The sequence below is a fragment of the Mesorhizobium sp. B2-4-6 genome, from assembly GCF_006442775.1.
Taxonomy (GTDB): Bacteria; Pseudomonadota; Alphaproteobacteria; order Rhizobiales; family Rhizobiaceae; genus Mesorhizobium.
Window position 1 is genome coordinate 292,841 of sequence record NZ_VFVI01000007.1, and the last position, 22,082, is coordinate 314,922.

The window sequence follows — 22,082 nt, forward strand, 5'->3', positions numbered from 1 at the left end:
TTTGCGATTTTCAGCCCTTCACAGACGGCAATTCCGACACCAGCCGGAGCGAGGCGTTGATGCCTTCCAGCTGGTAGTGCGGACGCAGATAGAAACGGGCATTGTAGTAACCGGGCCGGCCCTCGACGCTGTCGACCTGGACCTCGGCCGCGGCAAGCGGGCGCTTGGCGCGCGCCTTGTCGTCGGCAAAGGCAGGGTTGGCCAGCACGTACCGGTTGATCCATTCGGTCAACCAGGTCTCCATGTCGGTGCGTTCCTTGAACGATCCGATCTTGTCGCGCGCGATCGCCTTGAGGTAGTGCGCGAAGCGCGAGACCGGGAAGAGGTAGGGCAGGTTGGCGCTCAGCCGTTCGTTCGACTGGGCGTCGGGGTCGACCAGACGCCCGGCGCGCGTCTCGTCGTCCTGCAGCGAATGCGCGCCGATGAAGGCCGCGAGATCGGTGTTCTTGCGGTGCAGGATCGGCATCAGACCGAGCTTCGCCAGTTCCGCCTCGCGCCGGTCGTCTATGGCGACTTCCGTCGGGCATTTCATCGCGATCGACCCGTCGTCGGTCGGGAAGGCGTGCACCGGCAGGTTGAGCACCGTGCCGCCGTTCTCGACGCCGCGGATCTGCGTTCCCCAGCCATAGAGCTTGTGGCTGCGGTTGATGTTCACGCCCATCGGGAAGGCGGCATTCATCCAGACATATTTGTTGTGGTCGCCGCCCACCTCCTCCTCGAAGGTGAAGCCCTTCACCGGAACCGTCTCGGAGCCATAAGGCAGGCGCGCCAGCACGCGCGGCATGGTGAGGCCGATGTAGCGGGCGTCCTCGCTTTCGCGCAGCGATTGCCATGAGGCATAGGCCGGGTTGTTCACGATCATCTGCAGGTCCTGCGGGTTCGGCAGTTCCTGCCAGCTGTCCATGCGGAACAGCCGTGGCGAGGCGGCAGCGATGAACGGGGTGTGCGCCGAGGCGCAGACGCCGGAAATGTTGCGCAGCAACCCGACGTCGCGCGGATGGTTGGAGAATTCATAGGCGCCGATGATGCAGCCGATCGGCTCGCCGCCCAGCATCGAATACTCGTCCGTGTAGACCTTCTTGAAGATCGGGCTCTGGTCCCACATCTGGCCTTCATAGTCTTCGAGCGTGTCGGCCAGCTGCTCCTTGGAGATGTTCATCACCCGGATCTTCAGCTTGGTGTCCGTCTCGGTGTTGTTGATCAGGTACCAGAGGCCGCGCCACGTGCCTTCCATCTCGCGCACTTCCGGCGCGTGCAGGATCTCGTTGACCTGTGTCGTCAGCATCTTGTCGATGCCGGCGATCAGCGACTTGATCGACTTGATCGCATTGGACGAGATGGTCGTGCTCTCGGAGCGCGATTGCGCGGCAAGCGCCAGGTTGCGCACCAATTGCTGCAGCTTCTCGCTGTCGTCCTTCTTGACCTTGAAATCCTTTTCAAGGAGGCCGCTGAATTCGCCAAGATCGATGGCTTCCGCCTCGGCGGTGGCGGCTGCGGTCTTTTGCTGTTCGGCCATGACTTACTCCTCGCCCTTGCCGTCATCCATCGCCTGGCTGGCGATCTTGCTCAGCAGCGGCTCGTTGTTCAGAAGCTGCGCTATGCGCTTTTCCGCGTCGACGCGGCCGTCCATGAAGCCAAGCAACTCCTCGAGCTGACGGCGCATCTTCAGGATTTCGGCCAGTTGCGGGACCTGCTCGGCGACCTTGTCCGGCGCGAAGTCGCCCATCTTGGAGAAGGTGAGATCGACCATGAGCTCTTCGTCCCGCTCCTGGCCCTCGGCCTGTGGCAGGGTGTTCTTCACCCGCGCCTTCACCCGCGGCCCCATCGCTTCCATGAATTTCGGGAAGCGGTTGGCGTCGGTTTCGACGAAGTTGCGGTCAAGCACCGACTTCGACGCTTCCTTGGTCTGCGAAGCGCCCGAAAGGTCGGCCATCACGGCCATGACGAACGGCAGTTCGATCGTCGTCGGGCTGCCGTAGGTCTCAACATCGTAGGCGATCTGCACGCGCGGCGCGCGGTTTCTTTCGATGACCTTCGCTTTGCTCTCTGCTGGCATGCTTTTCTACCTTTCATCCTTCTGGGCCGGCTTCTTGGGATCGGGGACGCCGGCAAGCTGCCGGAACTCCTTCAGCCCCGACGGGGCGAGATCTTCCATCAGTTCCACGAAATCCATGTGCACCATCCGGCGCACGCGCCGGGCGAGATGCGGGATGGGGCTGGACGGTTCGGTGCGGTCGTAGAAGGCGACCACGAGGTCCAGGCATTTGACGACCTCGTCGCGCGAGTTGATCCGGTCCGGCAGACCGGCGCTCGCGTCCACAGGGCTTGCCACACTTGCCATCGTCTCGGCTCCATGACCGTTGCGGGCGGGCATCGCTGATTCCGCTGCCGCCTGCGGAGCGGGCTTCGCGGCGCCGTTCGCCGTGGCGCCGGCGCTGGAATTCCGCTCCAGCGTCGTCAGCAAACGCTGCAGGAACTTCTTCAATTCCGGGACGGTGGCGCCATGGCCTTCGATGCGGGCGTTGAGTGCGGTGTCCACCGCCTCGAGCGCGGCGATCGCGGCACGCGCGTCGGCCAGCAGCGACGTCATTACATCCGCTGCTTGATCGATTTGCGCCGCGCATGCGGTGCGCACGCGGTTCAACAGCTGGTTGTGGGCGCTCGTCAGCGCCGCCTTTTCGGCGGTCCCGAGGCCAGAGGCTGCTTCCTGGAGCATGACGCGTTCGTCGAGCGCAGCCTGTTCCAGGTCCCGGCCGCTGATCGGCCCGATCGCGCGCGGGGAGAAGAAGGCCACCTGCCTGAGGTTCGCCAGCAAGCCTTCTTGGCCGTTTTGCAGATCGAGCAGCGCGTTGATGCGGCGTAAGGCAGCTTCGCGTGGCGCCCCCGTCCGCAGCGACGGGTGCATCGTGTCCCAGTACTGCTCGAAGGTTCGCGCAATCAACGTCAGCCCCTGGGCGAGGCCGGCAAGGCCTTCCTCGTTGGCCAAGGCCCGCGCGACGATGACCAGCAGGCGCAGATCCCGGCCGCGGGTGCGCAACTCTTCGGCCCTTTCGAGCACCGCCGCCCAGTCGACTGGACTGGACTGCGACGCGGGCTTGCTGTTGCCGTCATGGACAACTTTGAGCTGAGGCTCGGTCAAGCGCTCCAGCTCATGAAAGGCCGGGTCGTTGCGCAAGTCCTCTCCCGACGGATTCTCACCGTTCAGAGGATTCAGCCAGAGTGCGAGATCAATCACACCAACCCCCAGCCAGCGGCCCTGAGACCCCTATGTGACGCAACGTTATCACCGGCCTCACGCGACGACAATTGAGCACCTGCGCAAAAACTAACGGAAGCTAAACGCGACCGTTTTTTCTTTGGCCAAACCCATTGCGCGATTGCCGGACCCGGTATGTGAAATGGCTCGCATAGCCCAGGCAGCAATCCGGTGTTTGTTGCAGCGAGTTTGCAGGGCTTGTGTAACCGGGCGGTGCCGCCTGGATGGATTCAAACGCCCCTATCCGTCACACGGCTTTGTCAAGCAGCCGCTTATATGGCAGGGTACGGTTGGCAGGTTGCGGGAGCAGGTTCGATGGAACAGCGCCGGTCATCGCAGAGCTTCAAGCGTAAGGAACTGGTTGCCAAGCTCAACGCCACGGGGGTGCGCGCCTTCAAGGCCGCGGCCGACACGGCCAAGCTGCGCGGCAATCCTTATGTCGAGCTTGTCCATTTCATCCAGCAACTGGTGCTGTCCGAGCGCTCGGATGTGCAGATGATCGTCGCCGACGCCGGTATCGATGCCAGCCGGCTGACGGCCGACATGACCCGTGCCATCGACAAGCTGCCATACGGCGCCACCTCGGTGGAGGAATTCTCCGACCACATCTTCCACGCCATCCAGGAAGGATGGAACCTGGCGACGCTGGAGTTCGGCGTCGAAGAGGTGCGCAGCGCCCATATCCTGCTTGCCTGCCTGAAGACGCCGGTGCTGGAAGGCCTGGTGTCCAAGATCAGCGCCGAATTCGACAAGATCGACGCGGACGGTGTCGTTTCCCGCTTCGCCGATGTCACCGAAGGCTCTCTCGAAGCCGGCTCACCGCCCGCCGCGGCCGCTACCGAGACGCCGATGAAGCGCGGTCCGGGCGGGGATTCGGCGCTGGCGAAATACGCAACCGACCTCACCCAACGCGCCCGCGACGGCAAGATCGACCCTGTCGTCGGCCGCGATCCGGAGATCAGGCAGATCGTCGATATCTTGATGCGACGTCGGCAAAACAACCCGATCCTGACCGGCGAGGCGGGCGTCGGCAAGACGGCGGCGGTCGAGGGTTTTGCGCTGCGCATCGCCCAGGGCGACGTGCCGCCGACATTGCAGAACGTCAGCGTGCGCATGCTCGATGTCGGGCTGATGCAGGCGGGCGCCAGCGTCAAGGGCGAGTTTGAAAAGCGGCTGAAGGCGGTCATCGACGAGGTCCAGGCTTCCGAGGTGCCGATCATCCTGTTCATCGACGAGGCGCACACGCTGATCGGCGCCGGCGGCGCGGCCGGAACCGGCGACGCCGCCAATCTGCTGAAACCGGCATTGGCGCGCGGCGAGCTTCGCACCATCGCGGCCACGACCTGGGCCGAATACAAGCAGCACATCGAGAAGGACCCGGCGCTGACCCGCCGTTTCCAGGTAGTCAAGATCGACGAACCCTCGGAAGCGGTGGCCGTGCTGATGCTGCGCGGCGTTGCCGGCGTCCTGGAGCAGCATCACAAGGTGCAGATCCTGGACGAGGCGATCGAGGCGGCGGTCTCGCTTTCGCACCGCTACATCCCGGCAAGGCAATTGCCGGACAAGGCGGTCAGCCTGCTCGACACCGCCTGCGCCCGCGTCGCGATCTCGCAACATGCGACGCCGGCCGAGGTCGAGGACATCCTGCGCCGCCGCCAGGCGCTCGAGGTCGAGAGCGGCATCATCGGCCGCGAGGCGGCGATCGGCATCGATGTCGCCGACCGGCAGGCTCGTGTCGACGCCGGGCTGGCGGAAACCGAGACCAGTCTGGCCGCTGCCCAGGCGCGCTGGGACCGGGAGAAGGCTTTGGTGAGCGAAATCCTCGACCTGCGCGCCAAGCTGCGCGGCGAGGGCGTGCCGCTCGACGAGGCTGCGGTTGAAGAGGCCGCCGCGGAGACGGGGAGCGCCGAGGGCGCGGCAAAGGCGCCCGAGCAAAAGGCTCCCCAGAGCAAGGCTGGCGAGAGCAAGGCTGGCGACGGCAAGGCTGCCGGTTCGAAGAAGGCAAAGTCCTCGAAAGCCAAGGTTGCGAAGGCCGAAACGGCTTCCGCCGAGCCGGCTGATGAGGCCGCCGCCGATCTCGCGCGGCTGCGCGAACTGATGTCCGAGCTTGCCGACGCGCAGGGCGAGACGCCGCTGATCCTGCCGTCGGTCGACCGCAATGCGGTTGCCGCCGTGGTCCAGGATTGGACCGGCATCCCGACCGGACGCATGCTATCCAGCCAGACCGAGAAGGCGCTGAAGCTCGCAGCGACCCTGTCCGAGCGCGTGGTTGGCCAGGACCACGCTATGGAAATGATCGCCAAGCGCGTCCAGACCAGCCGCGCCGGCCTCGGCGCGCCGGAAAAACCGGTCGGCGTGTTCCTGCTTTGCGGCCCCTCCGGCGTCGGCAAGACCGAGACCGCGCTGGCGCTGGCCGAGACGCTTTACGGCGGCGAGCAGAACCTGATTTCGATCAACATGTCCGAATTCCAGGAAGCGCACACCGTCTCGACGCTGAAGGGCGCGCCGCCCGGCTATGTCGGCTACGGCAAGGGCGGTATCCTGACCGAGGCGGTGCGCAGGAAACCCTATTCGGTGATCCTGCTCGACGAGGTCGAGAAGGCGCATCCGGACGTGCACGAGATCTTCTTCCAGGTCTTCGACAAGGGCATGATGGATGACAGCGAGGGCCGGCGCATCGACTTCAAGAACACGCTGATCCTGCTGACCTCGAATGTCGGCTCCGACGTCATCATGGACCGCACCAGGAACGGCACGGTGCGCACCGGCATCGACGATCTCGACACCGCGCTGCGCGCCCCGCTGCTGAAGGTGTTCCCGGCCGCCTTCCTCGGCCGGGTGGTGACCATCCCCTACTATCCGCTCTCGGATGCGATGATCGAGGCGATCGCCAGGCACCAGTTCGGCAAGATCGCCAAGCGCCTCAAGGCAACCAACGATGCCGAGCTGGTCATTGGCGACGGCGTGATGGACCTGGTCAAGTCGCGCTGCACCGAGATCGAATCCGGCGGGCGCATGATCGACGCCATCCTCACCAACACGCTGCTGCCGGAACTCAGCCGCGGCGTGCTCAACCGCTCGCTCGAGGGCAAGAAGATGGCGAAAGTCACAGTCGGCGCGTCGCCGGAAGGATTTACCTACTCGTTCGAATAGGCCTCCACGGTGAGGGACCCGGCTCTCAGATGGACCAGAGCGCGCCGCCGTCGCAGGCGACGGCCTGGCCGGTGATGTAGGAGGCGCGGTCGGAGGCGAGGAAGGCTGCCAGCGCCGCGAACTCTTCGGGACGGCCGATGCGCTTGGCGGGTATGGCCTGGCTCACCTTTTCCAGATCGAGCTTCGCGTCCGCCAGTCTCTCGGTCAGCGTATAGCCCGGCATCAGCGCGTTGAAGGTGATGCCATTGGCGCCCTCTTCCTTGCTCAGCGTGTTGATCAGTCCGTGGATGCCGGCGCGCAGCGAGTTGGAGAGCGCGAAGCGGTTGATCGGCTCCTTCGCGGCGATGGAGGTCACGAACATCACGCGGCCCCATTTCTTCTCGCGCATCGAAGGCAGCACCGCCCGCACGATCTCCACCGCGCTCATGAACAGGTTGTCGAAGGCGGCGCGCCATTGCTCGATCGTGATCTCGTCGAAGGGCGCGGTGGGCGGGCCGCCGGTGTTGACCACCACGATGTCCGGCGCGCCCAGCGTCGCCTTGGCCCGCTCTACAAGTTCCGTCGCCGCACCCGGCTTCGCGAGGTCGCAGACGAGCGCCGTCGCGCCGATCTCGCGGGCGGTCTGCTCCAGCGCCGCCGCGGTGCGGGCGCAGATCGCCACGCGCGCGCCTTCGTCCAGCAATTCCTTGGCCACGGCGCGGCCTAATCCTTTCGAAGCGCCCAGCACGAGCGCGTTCCTGCCCTTCAATCCAAGATCCATCCGTCCTCTCCGATGATGCCGCGCCTCAGGCGCCGCTGACCTCGACGCTGCCAAGGCCGGCAATGTCGAACCGATAGGAAAAAGCCTTGTCGGGGAAACGCGTGCGCACGATGCTGCCCGTCATGACGATGTCGCCCGCCTTCATGCCCCTACCGGAAGCGCCCAGATGGTCGGCCAGCCAGGCCAGCGGCTCATAAGGGTGACCGAGCGCATCGGCGCCGACCCCTCTGCCGATCTCGACGCCGTCCTGGTAGACGATCGCCTCGACTTTCTCCAGCGCTGCGGGCGGGGCGACGAAATTGCCCAGCACCACGCCGGCGTTCCAGGAATTGTCGGCGACCAGCGAGCGTACGTCCAGCACCGAATAATCGGCGTGGCGATCGTCCACCACCTCGACCGCCGGGCAGACGCCGTCGACCGCCGCGGCGACCTCGTCGCGCGTATAGGGTGCGGCGCGGGGCGCGAGATCGCGGCCGAGCCGGGCGCAGATCTCGAATTCCAGGCCGAGGTGACCGTAGCCTCTCAGCGAGAGCTTCGCTCCGCTATGCATCACCCGCCGCCCGAAAACGGCGCCGGCGACGGGATGGTCGATGCCGCACATGCTCTGCATGCTGTGCGAGGTCAGGCCGATCTTGTAACCGGCTATGTGATCGCCGCCGATAATCGCCCCGACATAGGCATCCTGCACTTTGTAGGCGGAGACGAGATCCGACAATCCCTCGATCGTCACGAACCGGGTATTGTCCTGATGGCCGCGCACCAGCGCCTGGGCAGCTTCAACGATATCGAATGCCATGTCGGATCCCTCCATTTCCGTTCGACAATTCGCTCAACGATTGCCGGACCAACGCGTGACAGGCCATCGACCTGAGGGGCGATATCGCTTGCACCAAGATTTCTCCGGCCTAGAGATTGGTCTCGTCGGGGTTGAGCACCACCATCGTCGATGTCTCGGCCACCGATGGGATCGATTGCAGCACGTTGCTGATGAATTCGCGAAGCGCCGCAATGTCCTTCACCCAGACCCGCAGCAGGTAGTCGATGTTTCCCGTCACCAGCAGGCATTCGGTGATCTCCGGATGTTTCGCCACTTCGTCCAGAAACTGGCCGGCACCTTCGGGGCCTTGCTGCCCCAGGCGCACGGAAACCATCACGCAGACGCCGAGGCCCAGCGCCGCCGGATCGATCCGCGCCGCATACCCCTGGATCACGCCCGTCTCCTCGAGCCGCTTCAGCCGGCGCGCGCAGGGCGTGGGCGAAAGGCCGACGCGCTCGGCCAGATCCACCGTCGAGACGCGGCCGTCCTGCCGCACCTCGCGCAGGATGCGATGGTCGATACCGTCCAGTGCGATCATGGCGCTTTCAGCTAAAATTTTCTCCAGCCTTGGTGATTATGCGCGGAAAATTGGCGATGACAAACCAAATTTATCGTGAATGCGCTTTGATAAAGCGATAAGCTCGATCGAAAATCAAGGAGGAGGCCATGGCCGCTTATATGATCTGCACGATGAGGGTCCACGACCCCGAAACCTACAAGAAGTACACCGCGCTCACCCCTGCCACGTTGAAGAAGTATGGCGGGAAGTTCCTGACGCGCGGCGATCCGGTGACCACATGCGAGGGCGAGACCTTCACCGACCGGATGGTCATCCTCGAGTTTCCGGACGAGGCCACAGCCCAGACTTGGTACAACGACACCGACTATCAGGCGGCGTCGAAGTTCCGCCGCGCCTCTTCCGACCGCGGACGGATGATCCTGCAGCAGGGACGCGGCGAAAGCGTCGCTCCCGACCCGCTCGTCTGAGCGGGCCAAGCCGTTGAGCCGGCAAAGTGCGTCCTTAATGCATGTCGCCCAGAAGTGTGCAGCGGTTCTGGGACAACGACATGCATAAAAATAAAAACTTAGAGTGCGATCCGGGGAACGCATCTTGCGATCCCCGGAAAAGTTCATGCTACAAACGCGAGCGGAACAGTGCGAGTTTTCCTTGAAACGCCGACCCGCTTCAAGGTCGAACTTGCGAGGCAGAATTTGGCTCGTTGGAGGCCGGTCATGAGGGCGGAGGATTTGCAGGTCGCGCGGGAAGCGTATGAGAATTATGCGGAATTCTACCGCAAATCTTCCTACTCCGCCTTTCCCCAGCAGCATCGCACCATCCAGGGCACCGGGCGGTCCAGCATGATACTGGTCGAGCAGGGCAGGCATGAGCTTGCCGACCCGGCCGTGGAGGAAGTCGTCATATCGACGCCCCTGTCGGCACCGGCCTGTTCCTACGACTGGAACATGGGGGCCGGGTGGGCAGGGGGAAAGTCCCGCACCGGGGACCTCATCATCGTACCGCCCAACGTCGAGAGCCGCTGGCGCGTCGGCGGTCCCCGCAAGCTGGTCATACTGGCGGTGCCGGTCGGCCACGTTCGGGGCTTGCTTGGCCCGGAATGTCCCGACGACCTGTCATCGGCGCTCGAGCCGCTTTCCGGCTCCACCGCGCCCAACGCCGTGGTGAGTACGCTTCTTGAGCAGCTTTGGACGCTCGGCGATCCGGAAGGTCCGCTGGGCCGCATGCTAGCGGACAGCATGGTGCTTGCGCTGATCTGCCAGGTTCTCATCCTTGCGAGAGCCGGGACCCCGCATCCGGCCTCCGGCGCCTTCTCTCCGCGGGAATGGCGGCGTGTCTGCGACTATATCGACGCCCATCTGCAGGAGGAAATCGCGCTGGCGGACCTCGCCCGTTTGGCCGGGTGGAGCGTGCGGCATTTCACGCGCATGTTCCGCCAGTCCACGGGCCAGACCCCGCACAATTTCATTGTGCTGAGGCGCGTCGATCGCGCAAAGGACTTGCTGAGGAAACAGAAGCTGCAGCTGGCCGACGTCGCGCTCACCTGTGGTTTCGCCGACCAGAGTCATTTTACGACCTGTTTCCGCAAGGCTACCGGCCTGACCCCGCTGCGCTGGCGGCGCGAGCTTGTGTGAAGGGATGGCCCGGACCGGCGCCGGCCATGGCCGATCCGCGAAAGATCAATGCATGTCTCCCGAAAGTGGGAACCGGTTTCGGGACAAAGACATGCATAGAATCAATAACTAAAGCGCATGGAGCGAATCTGAAGGATCGCGACGCGCTTTAGGCCCTATCGCGCAAGACTTGCCTTTCCCGCTCGCGCTAGGCTCGCCAGTCGATGCGGATGAAGCCTGGAGAGATGCGATGAGCGACGACAAGTCCATGATCGGAACGAATATCGATTTCGATCGCGACGGCCTGCAGACAGGCACGCTGCGTTTGCCGCATTCAGTACATCGCTCCGCCTATGGCCACATCGCCATCCCCATCGCGGTCGCGAAGAACGGCGAAGGGCCGACGGTCCTTTTGACCGGCGGCGTCCATGGCGACGAATATGAGGGTCCGATCGCACTGGCCCGGCTTGTTCGCGAGCTCGACCTTTCCCGGCTTTCGGGAAGGCTGGTCGTCGTCCCGGCGGTCAACTATCCCGCCTTTGTCGCCGGCACCCGCACCTCGCCCATCGACGACATCAACCTAAACCGCACCTTTCCGGGCAAGCGCAACGGAACGGCGACGGAGATGATCGCCCACTACGTGACCACCGAGTTGTTGCCGCGCTCGGACTATCTGGTCGATTTCCACGCCGGCGGCAGCTCGCTGCAATACCTGCCGACGCTGCTCGCGCCGCGCTGGTCCGATCCCGCGCAGAAGCAGCGCCTGGAAGAGTTCATCGACGCCTTCGATCCGCCGAACGTGGTGTATTTCGACAGCATCAGGGCATTGAGCGGCGAAGACCGCGTCATCGGCAACTATGCGCACCAGAACAATGTCTTCTTCGTCACCGGAGAGTTCGGCGGGGGGTCGACGGTCAACATCGAAGGGCTGGCCGTCGTGGAGAACGGCCTGCGCTCGGTGCTGTCGCATCTGAAGGTGCTGGCGCCCGCGGCACCCTTGCCGAAGCGCCGCGGCAAGGTCCGCCGGCTGGTGATGGACGATCCGGGCCTCTATGCCTTTGCTTCGCGCCGGGGTTTCTTCGAGCCGCGCTTCGCGCTCGGCGACGATGTGCCGGCCGGCGCGCTTGCCGGTCTGATCTACGATCTGGACAATCCGTGGGCCGAGCCGGTGCCCGTCCATTTCAGGCACGGCGGTTTCGCCGTCTGCATCCGCACCTTCTCGCTGGTGGAAGCCGGTGACTGCCTCGGTCACCTGGCGTCCCCCGCCTGAACGGCACCTCGGGTTGCGCGTGCACGGCCTGCCGCCCTCATCGACAATCAGGATATCCATAGCATGCATGACATTCCCGTCACGCGCGCCGCGGCGCGCAAGCCCATCCCGCAAGACCTCAAGGCGAGCTTCGGCGACTACTTCTCCGACCATATGTTCCAGATGGAGTACACGGAAGGACGTGGCTGGCACGATCCCCGCATCGTGCCGTTCGGCCCGCTGCAGCTCCACCCCTCATCCTCCGTCATCCAATATGCCCAGTCGATCTTCGACGGGTCCAAGGGCTATCGCCGCGAAGACGGCTCGATCCATCTCTTCCGGCCGCAGGCCCATATCGCGCGTCTCAACCGCAGCGCGGGCGAGTTGTGCATGCCGGCGGTCGACCCCGACCTCGTGCTTGCGGCGATGCGCAAGCTGATCGATCTCGATCGCGACTGGGTGCCGGCCAAGCGTGGCAACGCCATCTATGTGCGCCAGACCATGGTGGGAACCGAGGGCTACATGGTGGTGCGGCCTTCCAGGACCTATACCTATCTCATCTTCCTCTGTCCCGTCGGCTCCTATTATTCGGAGGGCGCGGGTCCGGTCCGCATCCTCGTCTCGGAGACGCGCGTGCGCGCGGCCAAGGGCGCGATCGGCTCGGCCAAGGCCGGCGCCAACTATGCCGCCAGCCTCAAGGTGGGCCGCGAGGCCGCCGCCGCGGGCTTCAGCCAGGTGCTGTGGCTGGACAGCGTCCAGCGCCGCTACCTGGAGGAGGTCGGCACCATGAACATCATGGTGAAGATCGGCGGCCGCATCCGCACGCCGCCTTTGAGCGACTCGATTCTGCCCGGCATCACGCGCGACAGCGTGCTCGCGCTCATGCGCGACTGGGGCATGGAGGTGGCCGAGGCGCCCATCGACATCGAGGACGTGATGACGGCGTCGAGGGCCGGTACGCTGGAGGAGATGTGGGGCGTGGGCACGGCTGCCGTGATCTCCCCGGTGGGCGAGCTCGCCTGGCGCGACGAAAAGATCGTCGTCAACGGTGGCCAGACGGGGCCGGTCGCGGCGAAACTGTTCGAGCACCTGACGGGGCTGCATGCCGGGACCGTGCCCGACAGCCATGGCTGGTCCGTCGCCGTGGACTGAGATGGATGCCGGTGGAGTCCTTCCTGCAAAATCGTGTCCTGAAGAGACAATACCGGCATTTGTGTTGCAATCACTATGACTGCTTGGGTTGCAGGCCGGATACGAACGGTTAGCATGCGGGTTCCGGTAAGGAGTCGTGAACGCTGACATCCCCGGTCTGACCGCATCCCCACACCGGGAGTGTACATGTATTCGGGACCGATCATCGATCCGCACCATCACCTGTGGGACCTTTCCATGGGCAAGCATCCATGGCTGCTGCCCACGGACTCTTCGGTGCAGGCGGTGGCCGGTCTTTCCGAGATTGCCACGGACTATCTCGTGGACGACTATGTGCGCGATTCCCGCGGCCACAATATCGTCGCCACGGTCCATATAGAGGCGTTGTGGGCCGGTGATCCCGTGGGGGAGACCCGCTGGCTGGAAACCCTGGACAAGTCGAAGGGCGTGGCCTCGCGCTATGTCGGCGGCGCCTCGCTGGGCAAGCCTGAAGCGGCAGACGCCATCGCAAGACAGGCGGCGTTCGGCCGGTTGACCGGCATCCGGGGCATTTTGAGCTGGCACCCGGATCCCAAGAAATGCTTCGTGACCGATCCCGAACTCGGGCGCAATCCGCAGTGGCGCCGCGATATCGCGCGGCTGCAGGAGCATGGGCTCAACCTCGAGCTTATGATGTATCCCTACCAGGCCGGCGTCGTGCGGGAGATCGCCGAGGCGCTTCCCGGCCTGCAGATCATCATCAATCATTGCGGCAGCCCGATCGATCGCGATCCGGAAGGCATGCAGCACTGGCGCGACGGCCTGAAGCACATCTCCGCTAGTTCGAACATCGCCATAAAGATATCGAACCCGGGCGCCTATGATCGCAACTGGACGCTGGAAAGCGTGCGCGACGTCGCCATGCATTGCATCGACTGTTTCGGTACCGAGCGCAGCATGTTCGGCACGGATTATCCGGTCTCGAAGATCCAGATGAGCTTCGACCAGATCTACGACACCTTCAGGAAGATCGCGGCCGTCCTGTCGCCACAGGAGCAATCGCAATTGTTCCACGACAACGCCAAGCGCTTCTACCGGCTTTGATCGGTAATCGCCGCGCCGAACCGGACGGACCAGGACAGACAATGGCACATTCCTCCGCAATCGAACTCTTGAGCCGGCTGGTCGGGTTCGACACCGTCAGCAGCCGGTCGAATCTGGAGGCGATCGACTTCGTCAAGGCCTACCTTGCCGGCTTCGGAGTGGAGAGCGTCATCATCCCCGACGCGACGGGCACCAAGGCCAACCTGTTCGCCACGATCGGGCCGGCCGACCGGCCGGGTTATGTGCTGAGCGGCCATACCGACGTCGTCCCGGTCGACGGACAGGAGTGGTCGCGCGACCCGTTCAACATGTGGCGCGACGGCGACAGGCTCTACGGGCGCGGCACCTCGGACATGAAGGGTTTCGTCGCCTGCGCGCTGGCCGGCGTGCCCGCCATGCTGAAGGAGCCGCTTGCCGCGCCCATCCATCTTGCCTTGTCCTATGACGAAGAGGTCGGATGCCTGGGCGTCCACGGCATCATCGAACACATGGCGAAGACCCTGCCGCCGCAACTCGCCGTCTTCATCGGCGAGCCGACCGGCATGGGCGTGGTCGGCGGTCACAAGGGAAGCGCCGGCCTGCTGACGACCGTGACCGGCAAGGCCTGTCACTCGTCGCGACCCGACCTCGGCGTGAACGCCATCTTCCATGCCATGGACCTTATGGGAGAATTGCGCTCCTACGCGAACGACCTTCGTTCGGCCCCCGAGGCGGACTCGCCGTTCGAGCTGCCATACACGACGGTGAGCATCGGCGTCGTCCGGGGCGGCACGGCACGCAACGCCATACCCGGCGACTGCGCCTTCCAGTGGGATATCCGCGCTACCCGCGGCGGCGTCGTGGAGACGCTGGTCGAAAGGTTCCGGGCGTTCAGCGACGGCAAGGTCGTTCCGGCCATGAAGGAAGGCTTCGCCGGCTCCGCCGTGGTGACCAATATCGCCTATGACGTTCCGCCATTCGTCCTCGACGCGGGCTCGCACGCCGAAACGCTCGCCAAGCGTTTTGCCGGCCGCAACGAGGTGACGACCGTGAACTATGGATCCGAGGCCGGCATCTTCCAGTCCGCCGGCATGTCGACCATCGTCTGCGGCCCGGGGCGCGACAGCGAGGCGCACATAACCGACGAATGGATCACCGTCGAGCAGCTCGAACGTTGTTTCGGCTTCATCGACCGGCTGATTGACCATGCGCGTCATGCCTGAAGGGCATGCCGTGGAACTGAACATCGCAAAAATGGGGAATGATCTCATGCAGAGGGGACTACTGAGACAGTTGCTTCTCGTCGGCGCGCTGAGCGCGTCGGCTCTGGGCACGGCAATGGGGGCGGCGGCCGCCGACGTCGTCAAGATCGGCGTGCTCGCGCCGCTTTCGGGACCTTCGGCCTCCGACGGCGCGGATTTCGTCAAGGGCGTGGAGCTCGCCGTTGACGAAAAGAACGCCAACGGCGGCGTGGCCGGCCACACGTTCGAGATCATCTCGGCGGACGTCAAGGACGGGTCGCCCGACAACGTCAGCAGCGCGGCGCAGCGCCTCATAAACACCGAAGGCGTACAGGTCGTGCTGACCGGCTATGCCAGCCTGTCGCTTTTCGAGGTCGATCTCTTCGCCGATGCCAACATGCCCTACATCTCGTCCGGCCCGTCCGGTTCGTTTGCCGGCATCGTGAGCAAGGACCCGGGCAACTACAATTGCTGCTGGTCGCTCTCGCCGTCCTACAAGGGCTACGAGACGGACGTGCTTCCCCTGTTGGAAGGGCTGATCGCCGATGGCAAATTCAAGCCCGCGGGCAAGAAGCTGGCCATGATCTCGTCCGACAACCCTTATTCCAAAGTCATCTCGGAAGGCATGAAGAAGTCCTTCTCCGCTGCCGGGTGGACCGTGACCGTGGACGAGATGGTGCCGTTCGGCCCCGTCAACGACTGGCGCGCTATCCTTGCCAAGGTGCGGCAGGACCCGCCGGACCTCGTGGTCAACACCGACTATCAACCCTCGAACTCCGCTCTGTTCCTGAAACAGTTCCTGGAACAGCCGACCCAAAGCCTGGTGTTCCTGCAATACGCGCCGTCGGTTCCCGAATTCGTCGACCTGACCAAGGAACAGTCGAACGGCGTCCTCTACAACCTGATCGGCGGCGCCATCGACTCGCCCGGCTGGCAGCGTGGGCAGGAAGTGCTGAAGAAGTTCCAGGACAAGTATAAAGTCGCTCCGGGCGTCTACGGCTCGGCTCTCTACGAAGAGGCCGAGATGTACTTCGCGGCGCTGGAGAAGGTCGGCGACCCCAAGGACCATGACGCGATCGGCAAGGCGCTTGGTGAAACCAAGTTCGACGCCGCGCCGGGGCCGGTGGAATTCGACCAGGCGACGCATCTCGCCGTGCAGGACGAGAACCACATTCCGGTGACCTTCTACCAGATCTGGGACGGCAAGCGCTTCCTGATCGGGCCGAAGAAATACGCTACGGGCGATTTCAAGCTTCCGCCTTGGATCAAGCAGTAGCAGAAGCCTTCCGGTCGGTACGCGAAAGTGTCCGATTTGCCGGCGCGGCCTATCGCGCCGGCAAATCTCCAAGGTACCGAAGCCCAACAGCGTTCCGCTTTCGTCAAAGCAGTCTTGCATGATCCTTACGGCTGAAAATCTCACCAAGTCCTTCGGCGGTTTGCGCGCGGTGGGCGGCGTCAGCTTTGCGCTGGCCGAGAACGAAATACTCGGCGTCGCCGGGCCGAACGGCAGCGGCAAGAGCACGCTGTTCAACATCCTGACCAACATTCCCTTTCCGGCCGACAGCGGCCGCGTCGTTTTCGACGGCAGGGAGATCCAGAACGTGGCGCCGGAGGAGGTGAGCCGTTCCGGCATTGCCCGCACCTTCCAGCGCGAAAGCATCTTCGCCTCGCTGAGCGCTATCGACAATGTGCTGGTGGCCATCGAGCACAGCGGCAAGAGGCAGGGGCAGAGGCGGGACGAGATCGCCGCGATCGCGGTGCTCGACATGGTGGGCTTTCCCCAGACGCTGCACAACGCGCCGACCGCGACCCTTCCGATCTTCTTCCGCAAGATACTGATGATTGCCAGCGCCTTGGCCATGTCGCCGCGCGTGCTGCTGCTCGACGAACCGGCGTCGAGCCTGACGCCCGGCGAGATCGAGCACATGAAGGCGCTCATTCTCGGGCTGCGCCAGCGCGGCATCGCCATCCTGCTCATTGAGCACGTCCTGCCGCTGCTGATGTCGGTCTGCGACCGGCTTATCGTCCTCGACCAGGGCCGGGTGATCGCCCAGGGGCTTCCGGCCGAAGTCGTTGCCGATCCGAAAGTGATCGAAGCCTATCTGGGGCAGGCACGATGACGGGCACGCTTCTCCTCGACGTCAGGGGCCTCGGTGGTGGCTACGAGCCGCTGCAGATTTTCCGCAAGATCGACCTTTCGCTGGTGCAGGGCGCGAGCGTGGGGCTGTTCGGCCCGAACGGCCACGGCAAGACGACGTTCCTGAGAACCTTGTCCGGTATTATCGATCCGTGGGACGGGGACATTTTCTTCGACGGCGTCCAGCTCAACCGGCCGGGTGCGCGCGGCAGCCGGCGCTGGCGCAATTTCAACTACGACGCCATAGCCCGGCGCCGGATGGATCCGAAAGCGGTGGCGCGTGCCGGGCTGATCCATGTCCCGCAGGGAAACCTGCTGTTCCCGGACATGACGGTCGCCGAAACGCTGTCGATTGCGCCCTATGCTTCACGCGGGCGCGCCAACGCGGCGGAGACGCTGGACACGGTCTTCCGGCTCTTTCCCCGGGTGCACGAGCGGCTCGGCCACAAGATACGCTTCCTTTCGGGCGGCGAGCGCCAGATGGTGGCCATAGGCGTCGGGCTTATGGCGGCGCCGAAGCTTCTCATCCTCGACGAGCCGACGCTGGGCTTGTCGCCCAAGCTGCGCGGGGAGCTCGCGTCGGCGATCCAGACCATCCGGGGATCCGGCGTGCCGCTGATCGTGGTCGATCAGGACATCGCCTTCCTCGAGGAGCTGATCGACACGCTCTACCTCTTCGATCACGGCCGCATCTCGCGACGCATCGAGAAGGCGGACATGCCCACGCATGAAGAGATCATGAAACTGATGTTCGGCGAGGATCACCATTGACCCTTGAGACGCTCAACCTGATCCTGCTCGGCGGCATCGTGCTGGGCGCTCTCTATGCGCTGATGGCGACCGGCCTGGCGCTCGTATGGACGACGCTCGGCATCTTCAATTTCGCCCATGGGACGTTCATCGCGCTCGGCGCTTACATCGCCTGGCAGATCGCCAGCACCGAAGCCTCGGCCGCCGGGCTGCTGGCCGGGGCGGCGGTCTCCATCATCGGCATGTTCGTCATCGGCATGCTCGTCTACTACCTCCTCATCAAGCCTTTCGAACGAAGCCCGGACATCGTGGTGAAATCCGTCATCACCACGCTGGCGGGCGCGACCATCCTGGAAAACGTCATCAACCTCGTCTGGGGACCGCGCAACAAGCAGCTTTCTCCTCTGCTCGGCGGAGACATGTCGCTCTTCGGCATCACCATATCCCGCAACGAGATGGCGGTGGTGGCACTGGCGCTCGTCATCCTGGCGGCGCTCGGCGTTTTCCTGCAGCGCGCGCCGCTTGGTCGCGCCATGCGCGCCGTGGCGCAGAACCGCGAGGCGGCGCAGCTGATGGGCATCGATGTCGAGCGGCTCTATGCGATCGCCTTCGGTCTGTCGGCGGCGCTGGCCGCGCTGGCCGGCATCCTGATCGGCTCTACCCGGTTCATGAACCCTTCGATGGGCTCCGACCCGCTGATGAAGGCGCTGATCGTGGTGATCTTCGGCGGCATCGCGCGCTTCACCGGCCCGATCTACGCGGCCTTCATCGTTGGCCTGCTCGAGGCTGTCATGACCTATCTCGTCGGCCTCTACTGGAGCCCGACAGTGCTTTTCGCCATCATGATCGTCGTGCTCGTCGCCAAGCCAGAAGGCCTGTTTGGCCGCTACAGGAAATCCGTCTGATGCGGTACAACCCGTCCTTCGCCCGCGGTTCCGGGCTGATCCCGGTTCTTGCCGTCCTGGCCGTGCTGGCGCTCGTGCCGCTGCTTTCCTCGAACATGTATCTGCGGCATCTCCTCGTGCTGGCCTTCGTGTTCGGCATCGTGGCCTCGAGCTGGGATCTCAGCCTTGGGTATGGCGGCCTGTTCAATTTCGCTCATGTCGCGCTCTTCACCATCGGCACCTACGCGTTCGGGCTGGTCGGCCAGACTCTCGGCCTGTCGCCATGGCTGGGCATAGCGTTCGCCGGGGTCGCCGCGGGGCTTGTCGCGGCCCTCATCACGCTGCCCATCCTCAGGCTTTCAGGCATCTACATCATCCTGGTGACCATCGCGGCCTCGCAGGTGCTCTACCAGATCATCATCAGCCAGTCCGACATCACGGGCGGCACGTCGGGCATGGTAAGCCTGCCGGCGCTCGATCTCTTCGGCTACCGCTTCAATCGCGGCGGCAAGGTCGGCTATTATTATCTGGCCCTGCTGATGCTGGTGGCCTCCACCATCATCCTCTACAAGATCACCCGCTCGCGTTTCGGCCGCGCCATCCTGGCCATGCGCGACCATAAATACTATGCCATCTCGCGCGGCATGTCGGAGACGCGCATCCGGCTGTTCACGCTGACGGTGAGCGCCGCGCTGAGCGGCGTGGCCGGCGGATTCTACGGCTCCTATATGCGCGTGGCCTCTCCCGACAATTTCGGCCTCGGGCTGCTTGGCCTGCTGCTCTCGATGCTTTTGCTCGGCGGTACCGGAACGATCTGGGGTCCGATCCTTGCGGCCTTCTTCGTGACCATGGTGTCGGAGGTCTTCGCTGCCTACGGCGCCTGGCGCAACATCATCATGTCGCTGTTGCTGATCGTCATCCTGATCTTCTATCCGGGTGGCCTGTGGGCCTTGCTGCAGACATTTCGTGAAGCGCTCGACGTGGTCCGTTCGCAGGCGACGGCCAGGCTGCGCCGCCGCTTCGGCCTCGGCCAGCGGGAAGCGATGACCGGAGCGCGTGAGACGATCGTCGCCACCCGCCATGGCAGGATCGCCGTGGCCGACACTGGCGGCGACAAGCCGGCGCTTCTCTTCATCCACGGCAATTCCTCCGCCAAGGAAGTGTTCGCCAACCAGTTCAAGGCGTTCCGCGACCGCTATCGCGTGATCTCCTTCGACCTGCCCGGCCACGGCGTGTCCGACAACGCCGATCCGGAAAAGGACTATAGCGTCGAGGCCTTCGCCGACGTGGCCGAAGACGTGCTCAAGGCGCTCGGCGCGGCAAACCCCTTTGTGTTCGGATGGTCGCTGGGCGGCTATATCGCCATCGAGCTTGCGGCCCGCGGCTATCCCGTGAGGGCGCTTGCCATTTCCGGCACGCCACCGCTCCGGGTCGTTCCGGAAGATGTCGGCCGCGCCTACGATGCAACCAGCCATTTCGTTCTGGCGAGCAAGACCTTCCTGTCGCCGGCCGAGAGCCGCGACTTCGCCGCGTCGACGGCCGGTCCGAAAACGCCGGAGACGGCCCACCTCCATCGGGCCGTGCGAAGGACCGACGGGCGCGCCCGCGCCTATACGCTGGGCAAGCTCCAGATCGTGGACTGGCCGCGCCAGATGCGTTTCCTGCGCTCGGCCGCGATGCCATTCGCCATTCTGAACGGCTCGGACGATCCGTTTCTGAACCATCGGTATTTCCGGGACCTCAAGCTCGAGCAGTGGACCGGCGAGCCGGACGACATCCAGGACGGCAAGCACGCGCCCTTCCTGCTGAAACCGGCGATCTTCAACGAAAGGCTCGCTGCTTTCCTGCGCGCAGCCGAAGCAAGAAGCCGTCATAGCGCCGACGCGGTCGCCTGATGTCCTGAACGGGAAGCTGCCGTGAGTGTCGGGGCGCCAAGTTAAAGCGGTTCAGCCTGCAGGGGCACTGCTTACGAAGGCTTTCCGCGCTTATCGGTCTCGTTGGACCAATGCCCAAAATTTGTGAAACGCGCGGAAGGCGCTCATATGCTTTGAATGGACACAGGTGTACATTCACGCTAAATGCGTGCTTGGCGCTGGTTTGCGGTGTTCGGCACCCACGGCAGGTATCTTGAGGGACGATCGATGCACATGTTCGAGCTGGAAACCGGGCGACCAAGCCCTTGCGGTGGAGCGATGTCTCCGGCCTATGACGGCGGTTTGGGCGCATGACGAGGCAGTACTCGGCGCTTTCGCTCTTCAAGGAGGGCATCGCCGGTCAGACCGGTTGGGAAAAGGCCTGGCGCTCTCCTGATCCGAAACCGCGCTACGACGCGATCATAATCGGCGGCGGCGGGCACGGCCTCGCCACCGCCTACTATCTCGCCAAAAATCACGGCATCACCAACGTCGCGCTCTTGGAGAAGGGCTGGATCGGAGGCGGCAATACCGGCCGCAACACGACGGTGGTGCGTTCGAACTACTTCTACCCGGAAAGCGCGGCGATCTACGGACTGGCGCATAGTCTCTACAAGAGCCTTTCGACGGACCTGAACTACAATGTGATGTTTTCCGCGCGCGGCATCCTCACGCTCGCGCACAGCGAATCCGCAATGGAAACCGCCGCGCGGTCGGTCAACGCCATTCAGGTCAACGGCATCGATTGCGAGTTGTTCTCGGTCGAGGACGTGCGTCGCGTCGTGCCGATCTACAATTTCAGCCCGGACACACGCTTCCCCGTCTATGGCGGCACCTGGCAGCCAAGCGGCGGCACCGCCCGCCACGACGCTGTCGCCTGGGGCTACGCCCGCGCGGCGAGCCGTCTCGGTGTCGACATCATCCAGAATTGCGAGATTTCCGATTTTATCATCGAGAATGGGCGCTGCCGCGGCGTCGTCACCTCGCGCGGCGCAATCCGGGCCGAGCGTACAGGCATGGCGGTGGCCGGCCATTCGTCGGTGCTGGCGGCGAAGGCGGGATTTCGGCTGCCGGTCAATTCCTATGCGCTGCAGGCCTGCGTGTCCGAACCGGTCAAGCCGATCCTCGACACGGTGGTGATCTCGCCGGACACCGGCGTCTATGTCAGCCAGTCGGACAAGGGCGAACTGGTGATCGGCGGTGCGCTCGACCGCATCCCGTCATACGGCCAGCGCGGCAATCTGCCGGTGCTGGAAAGCGTGATCGCCGGCATGCTCGAAATGTATCCGATCTTCGGCCAGCTGAAGATGATGCGGCAATGGGCCGGCATCGTCGACGTCGTCCCGGATTCCTCGCCCATCATCGGCGAGTCGCCGCTGCCCGGCCTTTTCCTCAATTGCGGCTGGGGCACGGGCGGCTTCAAGGCTATTCCCGCAGGCGGCACCCTGCTTGCCCATCTGCTTGCCACCGGCAGGCATCACGACATCAGCCGGCCCTTCGATCTCGACCGCTTCGCCCGCGGCCGCTTGATCGACGAAGCGGCCGGCTCCGGCATTGCCCATTGAAGGTGTAGAAAAG

19 protein-coding genes are annotated in these 22,082 nt (G+C 64.2%); 13 read left to right on the plus strand and 6 right to left on the minus strand.

Features of this window, described 5'->3' with window-relative positions; genetic code table 11:
- Nucleotides 1-10 precede the first annotated feature (10 nt).
- The 3 genes from tssC to tssA are packed head-to-tail and all read right to left on the minus strand — an operon-like array spanning nt 11 to nt 3,235.
- The gene (gene tssC / locus FJ957_RS19535; protein ID WP_140643158.1) at nt 11-1,516 is read right to left on the minus strand and encodes a type VI secretion system contractile sheath large subunit; all 1,506 of its coding nucleotides are present in this window, start codon (nt 1,514-1,516) and stop codon (nt 11-13) included.
- A gap of 3 nt (nt 1,517-1,519) precedes the next feature.
- Nucleotides 1,520-2,056, minus strand: coding sequence for a type VI secretion system contractile sheath small subunit (gene tssB, locus FJ957_RS19540; RefSeq protein WP_140643156.1), 537 nt, complete (start codon nt 2,054-2,056; stop codon nt 1,520-1,522).
- Nucleotides 2,057-2,062: 6 nt separating this feature from the next.
- Nucleotides 2,063-3,235 (minus strand): type VI secretion system protein TssA, encoded by a 1,173-nt coding sequence (tssA, locus tag FJ957_RS19545; RefSeq protein WP_140834180.1) that lies wholly within the window; start codon nt 3,233-3,235, stop codon nt 2,063-2,065.
- A 336-nt stretch (nt 3,236-3,571) separates the two neighbouring features.
- Between tssA and tssH the strand changes: the two genes are divergently transcribed.
- Nucleotides 3,572-6,409: a type VI secretion system ATPase TssH gene (tssH, locus tag FJ957_RS19550; protein WP_140834182.1), complete on the plus strand. Its 2,838-nt coding sequence runs from the start codon at nt 3,572-3,574 to the stop codon at nt 6,407-6,409.
- Nucleotides 6,410-6,434: 25 nt separating this feature from the next.
- Here the strand turns inward: tssH and FJ957_RS19555 are convergent, their stop codons facing one another.
- The 3 genes from FJ957_RS19555 to FJ957_RS19565 all read right to left on the minus strand — a co-directional run bounded on the left by FJ957_RS19555 (nt 6,435) and on the right by FJ957_RS19565 (nt 8,524).
- On the minus strand, nt 6,435-7,169 hold the full coding sequence (locus FJ957_RS19555) for an SDR family oxidoreductase (RefSeq protein ID WP_140834184.1): 735 nt from the start codon (nt 7,167-7,169) through the stop codon (nt 6,435-6,437).
- 25 nt (nt 7,170-7,194) lie between these two features.
- Nucleotides 7,195-7,965 (minus strand): fumarylacetoacetate hydrolase family protein, encoded by a 771-nt coding sequence (locus tag FJ957_RS19560; protein ID WP_181180623.1) that lies wholly within the window; start codon nt 7,963-7,965, stop codon nt 7,195-7,197.
- 109 nt (nt 7,966-8,074) lie between these two features.
- Nucleotides 8,075-8,524, minus strand: coding sequence for an Lrp/AsnC family transcriptional regulator (locus tag FJ957_RS19565; protein WP_140834188.1), 450 nt, complete (start codon nt 8,522-8,524; stop codon nt 8,075-8,077).
- A 128-nt stretch (nt 8,525-8,652) separates the two neighbouring features.
- Between FJ957_RS19565 and FJ957_RS19570 the strand changes: the two genes are divergently transcribed.
- The 12 genes from FJ957_RS19570 to FJ957_RS19625 all read left to right on the plus strand — a co-directional run bounded on the left by FJ957_RS19570 (nt 8,653) and on the right by FJ957_RS19625 (nt 22,069).
- Nucleotides 8,653-8,973, plus strand: coding sequence for a DUF1330 domain-containing protein (locus FJ957_RS19570; protein ID WP_140834190.1), 321 nt, complete (start codon nt 8,653-8,655; stop codon nt 8,971-8,973).
- A gap of 246 nt (nt 8,974-9,219) precedes the next feature.
- Nucleotides 9,220-10,137: an AraC family transcriptional regulator gene (locus FJ957_RS19575; protein WP_140834192.1), complete on the plus strand. Its 918-nt coding sequence runs from the start codon at nt 9,220-9,222 to the stop codon at nt 10,135-10,137.
- A gap of 229 nt (nt 10,138-10,366) precedes the next feature.
- On the plus strand, nt 10,367-11,386 hold the full coding sequence (locus tag FJ957_RS19580; RefSeq protein WP_140674934.1) for a succinylglutamate desuccinylase/aspartoacylase family protein: 1,020 nt from the start codon (nt 10,367-10,369) through the stop codon (nt 11,384-11,386).
- A 63-nt stretch (nt 11,387-11,449) separates the two neighbouring features.
- Nucleotides 11,450-12,517: a branched-chain amino acid aminotransferase gene (locus FJ957_RS19585; protein ID WP_140834193.1), complete on the plus strand. Its 1,068-nt coding sequence runs from the start codon at nt 11,450-11,452 to the stop codon at nt 12,515-12,517.
- Between the two features lie 186 nt (nt 12,518-12,703).
- Nucleotides 12,704-13,600 (plus strand): amidohydrolase family protein, encoded by an 897-nt coding sequence (locus FJ957_RS19590; RefSeq protein WP_140834195.1) that lies wholly within the window; start codon nt 12,704-12,706, stop codon nt 13,598-13,600.
- 41 nt (nt 13,601-13,641) lie between these two features.
- Nucleotides 13,642-14,802, plus strand: a complete 1,161-nt coding sequence (gene argE / locus FJ957_RS19595; protein WP_140834197.1) for an acetylornithine deacetylase — start codon at nt 13,642-13,644, stop codon at nt 14,800-14,802.
- Between the two features lie 46 nt (nt 14,803-14,848).
- Nucleotides 14,849-16,096, plus strand: a complete 1,248-nt coding sequence (locus tag FJ957_RS19600; RefSeq protein WP_140834200.1) for an ABC transporter substrate-binding protein — start codon at nt 14,849-14,851, stop codon at nt 16,094-16,096.
- Nucleotides 16,097-16,214: 118 nt separating this feature from the next.
- Nucleotides 16,215-16,940 carry an ABC transporter ATP-binding protein gene (locus tag FJ957_RS19605; RefSeq protein ID WP_140834207.1) on the plus strand — a complete coding sequence of 242 codons (726 nt, stop codon included), beginning with the start codon at nt 16,215-16,217 and terminating at the stop codon, nt 16,938-16,940.
- Nucleotides 16,937-17,728 (plus strand): ATP-binding cassette domain-containing protein, encoded by a 792-nt coding sequence (locus tag FJ957_RS19610; protein ID WP_140834210.1) that lies wholly within the window; start codon nt 16,937-16,939, stop codon nt 17,726-17,728. The genes FJ957_RS19605 and FJ957_RS19610 overlap by 4 nt, the downstream gene beginning before the upstream one ends.
- A complete protein-coding gene (locus FJ957_RS19615; RefSeq protein WP_140834214.1) occupies nt 17,725-18,612 on the plus strand; it encodes a branched-chain amino acid ABC transporter permease in 888 nt (295 codons plus the stop codon). The genes FJ957_RS19610 and FJ957_RS19615 overlap by 4 nt, the downstream gene beginning before the upstream one ends.
- Complete coding sequence (locus FJ957_RS19620; RefSeq protein WP_140834219.1) at nt 18,612-20,486, plus strand: alpha/beta fold hydrolase; 1,875 nt, start codon at nt 18,612-18,614, stop codon at nt 20,484-20,486. The genes FJ957_RS19615 and FJ957_RS19620 overlap by 1 nt, the downstream gene beginning before the upstream one ends.
- Before the next feature lie 329 nt (nt 20,487-20,815).
- Complete coding sequence (locus FJ957_RS19625; RefSeq protein WP_140834221.1) at nt 20,816-22,069, plus strand: sarcosine oxidase subunit beta family protein; 1,254 nt, start codon at nt 20,816-20,818, stop codon at nt 22,067-22,069.
- Nucleotides 22,070-22,082: the final 13 nt, after the last annotated feature.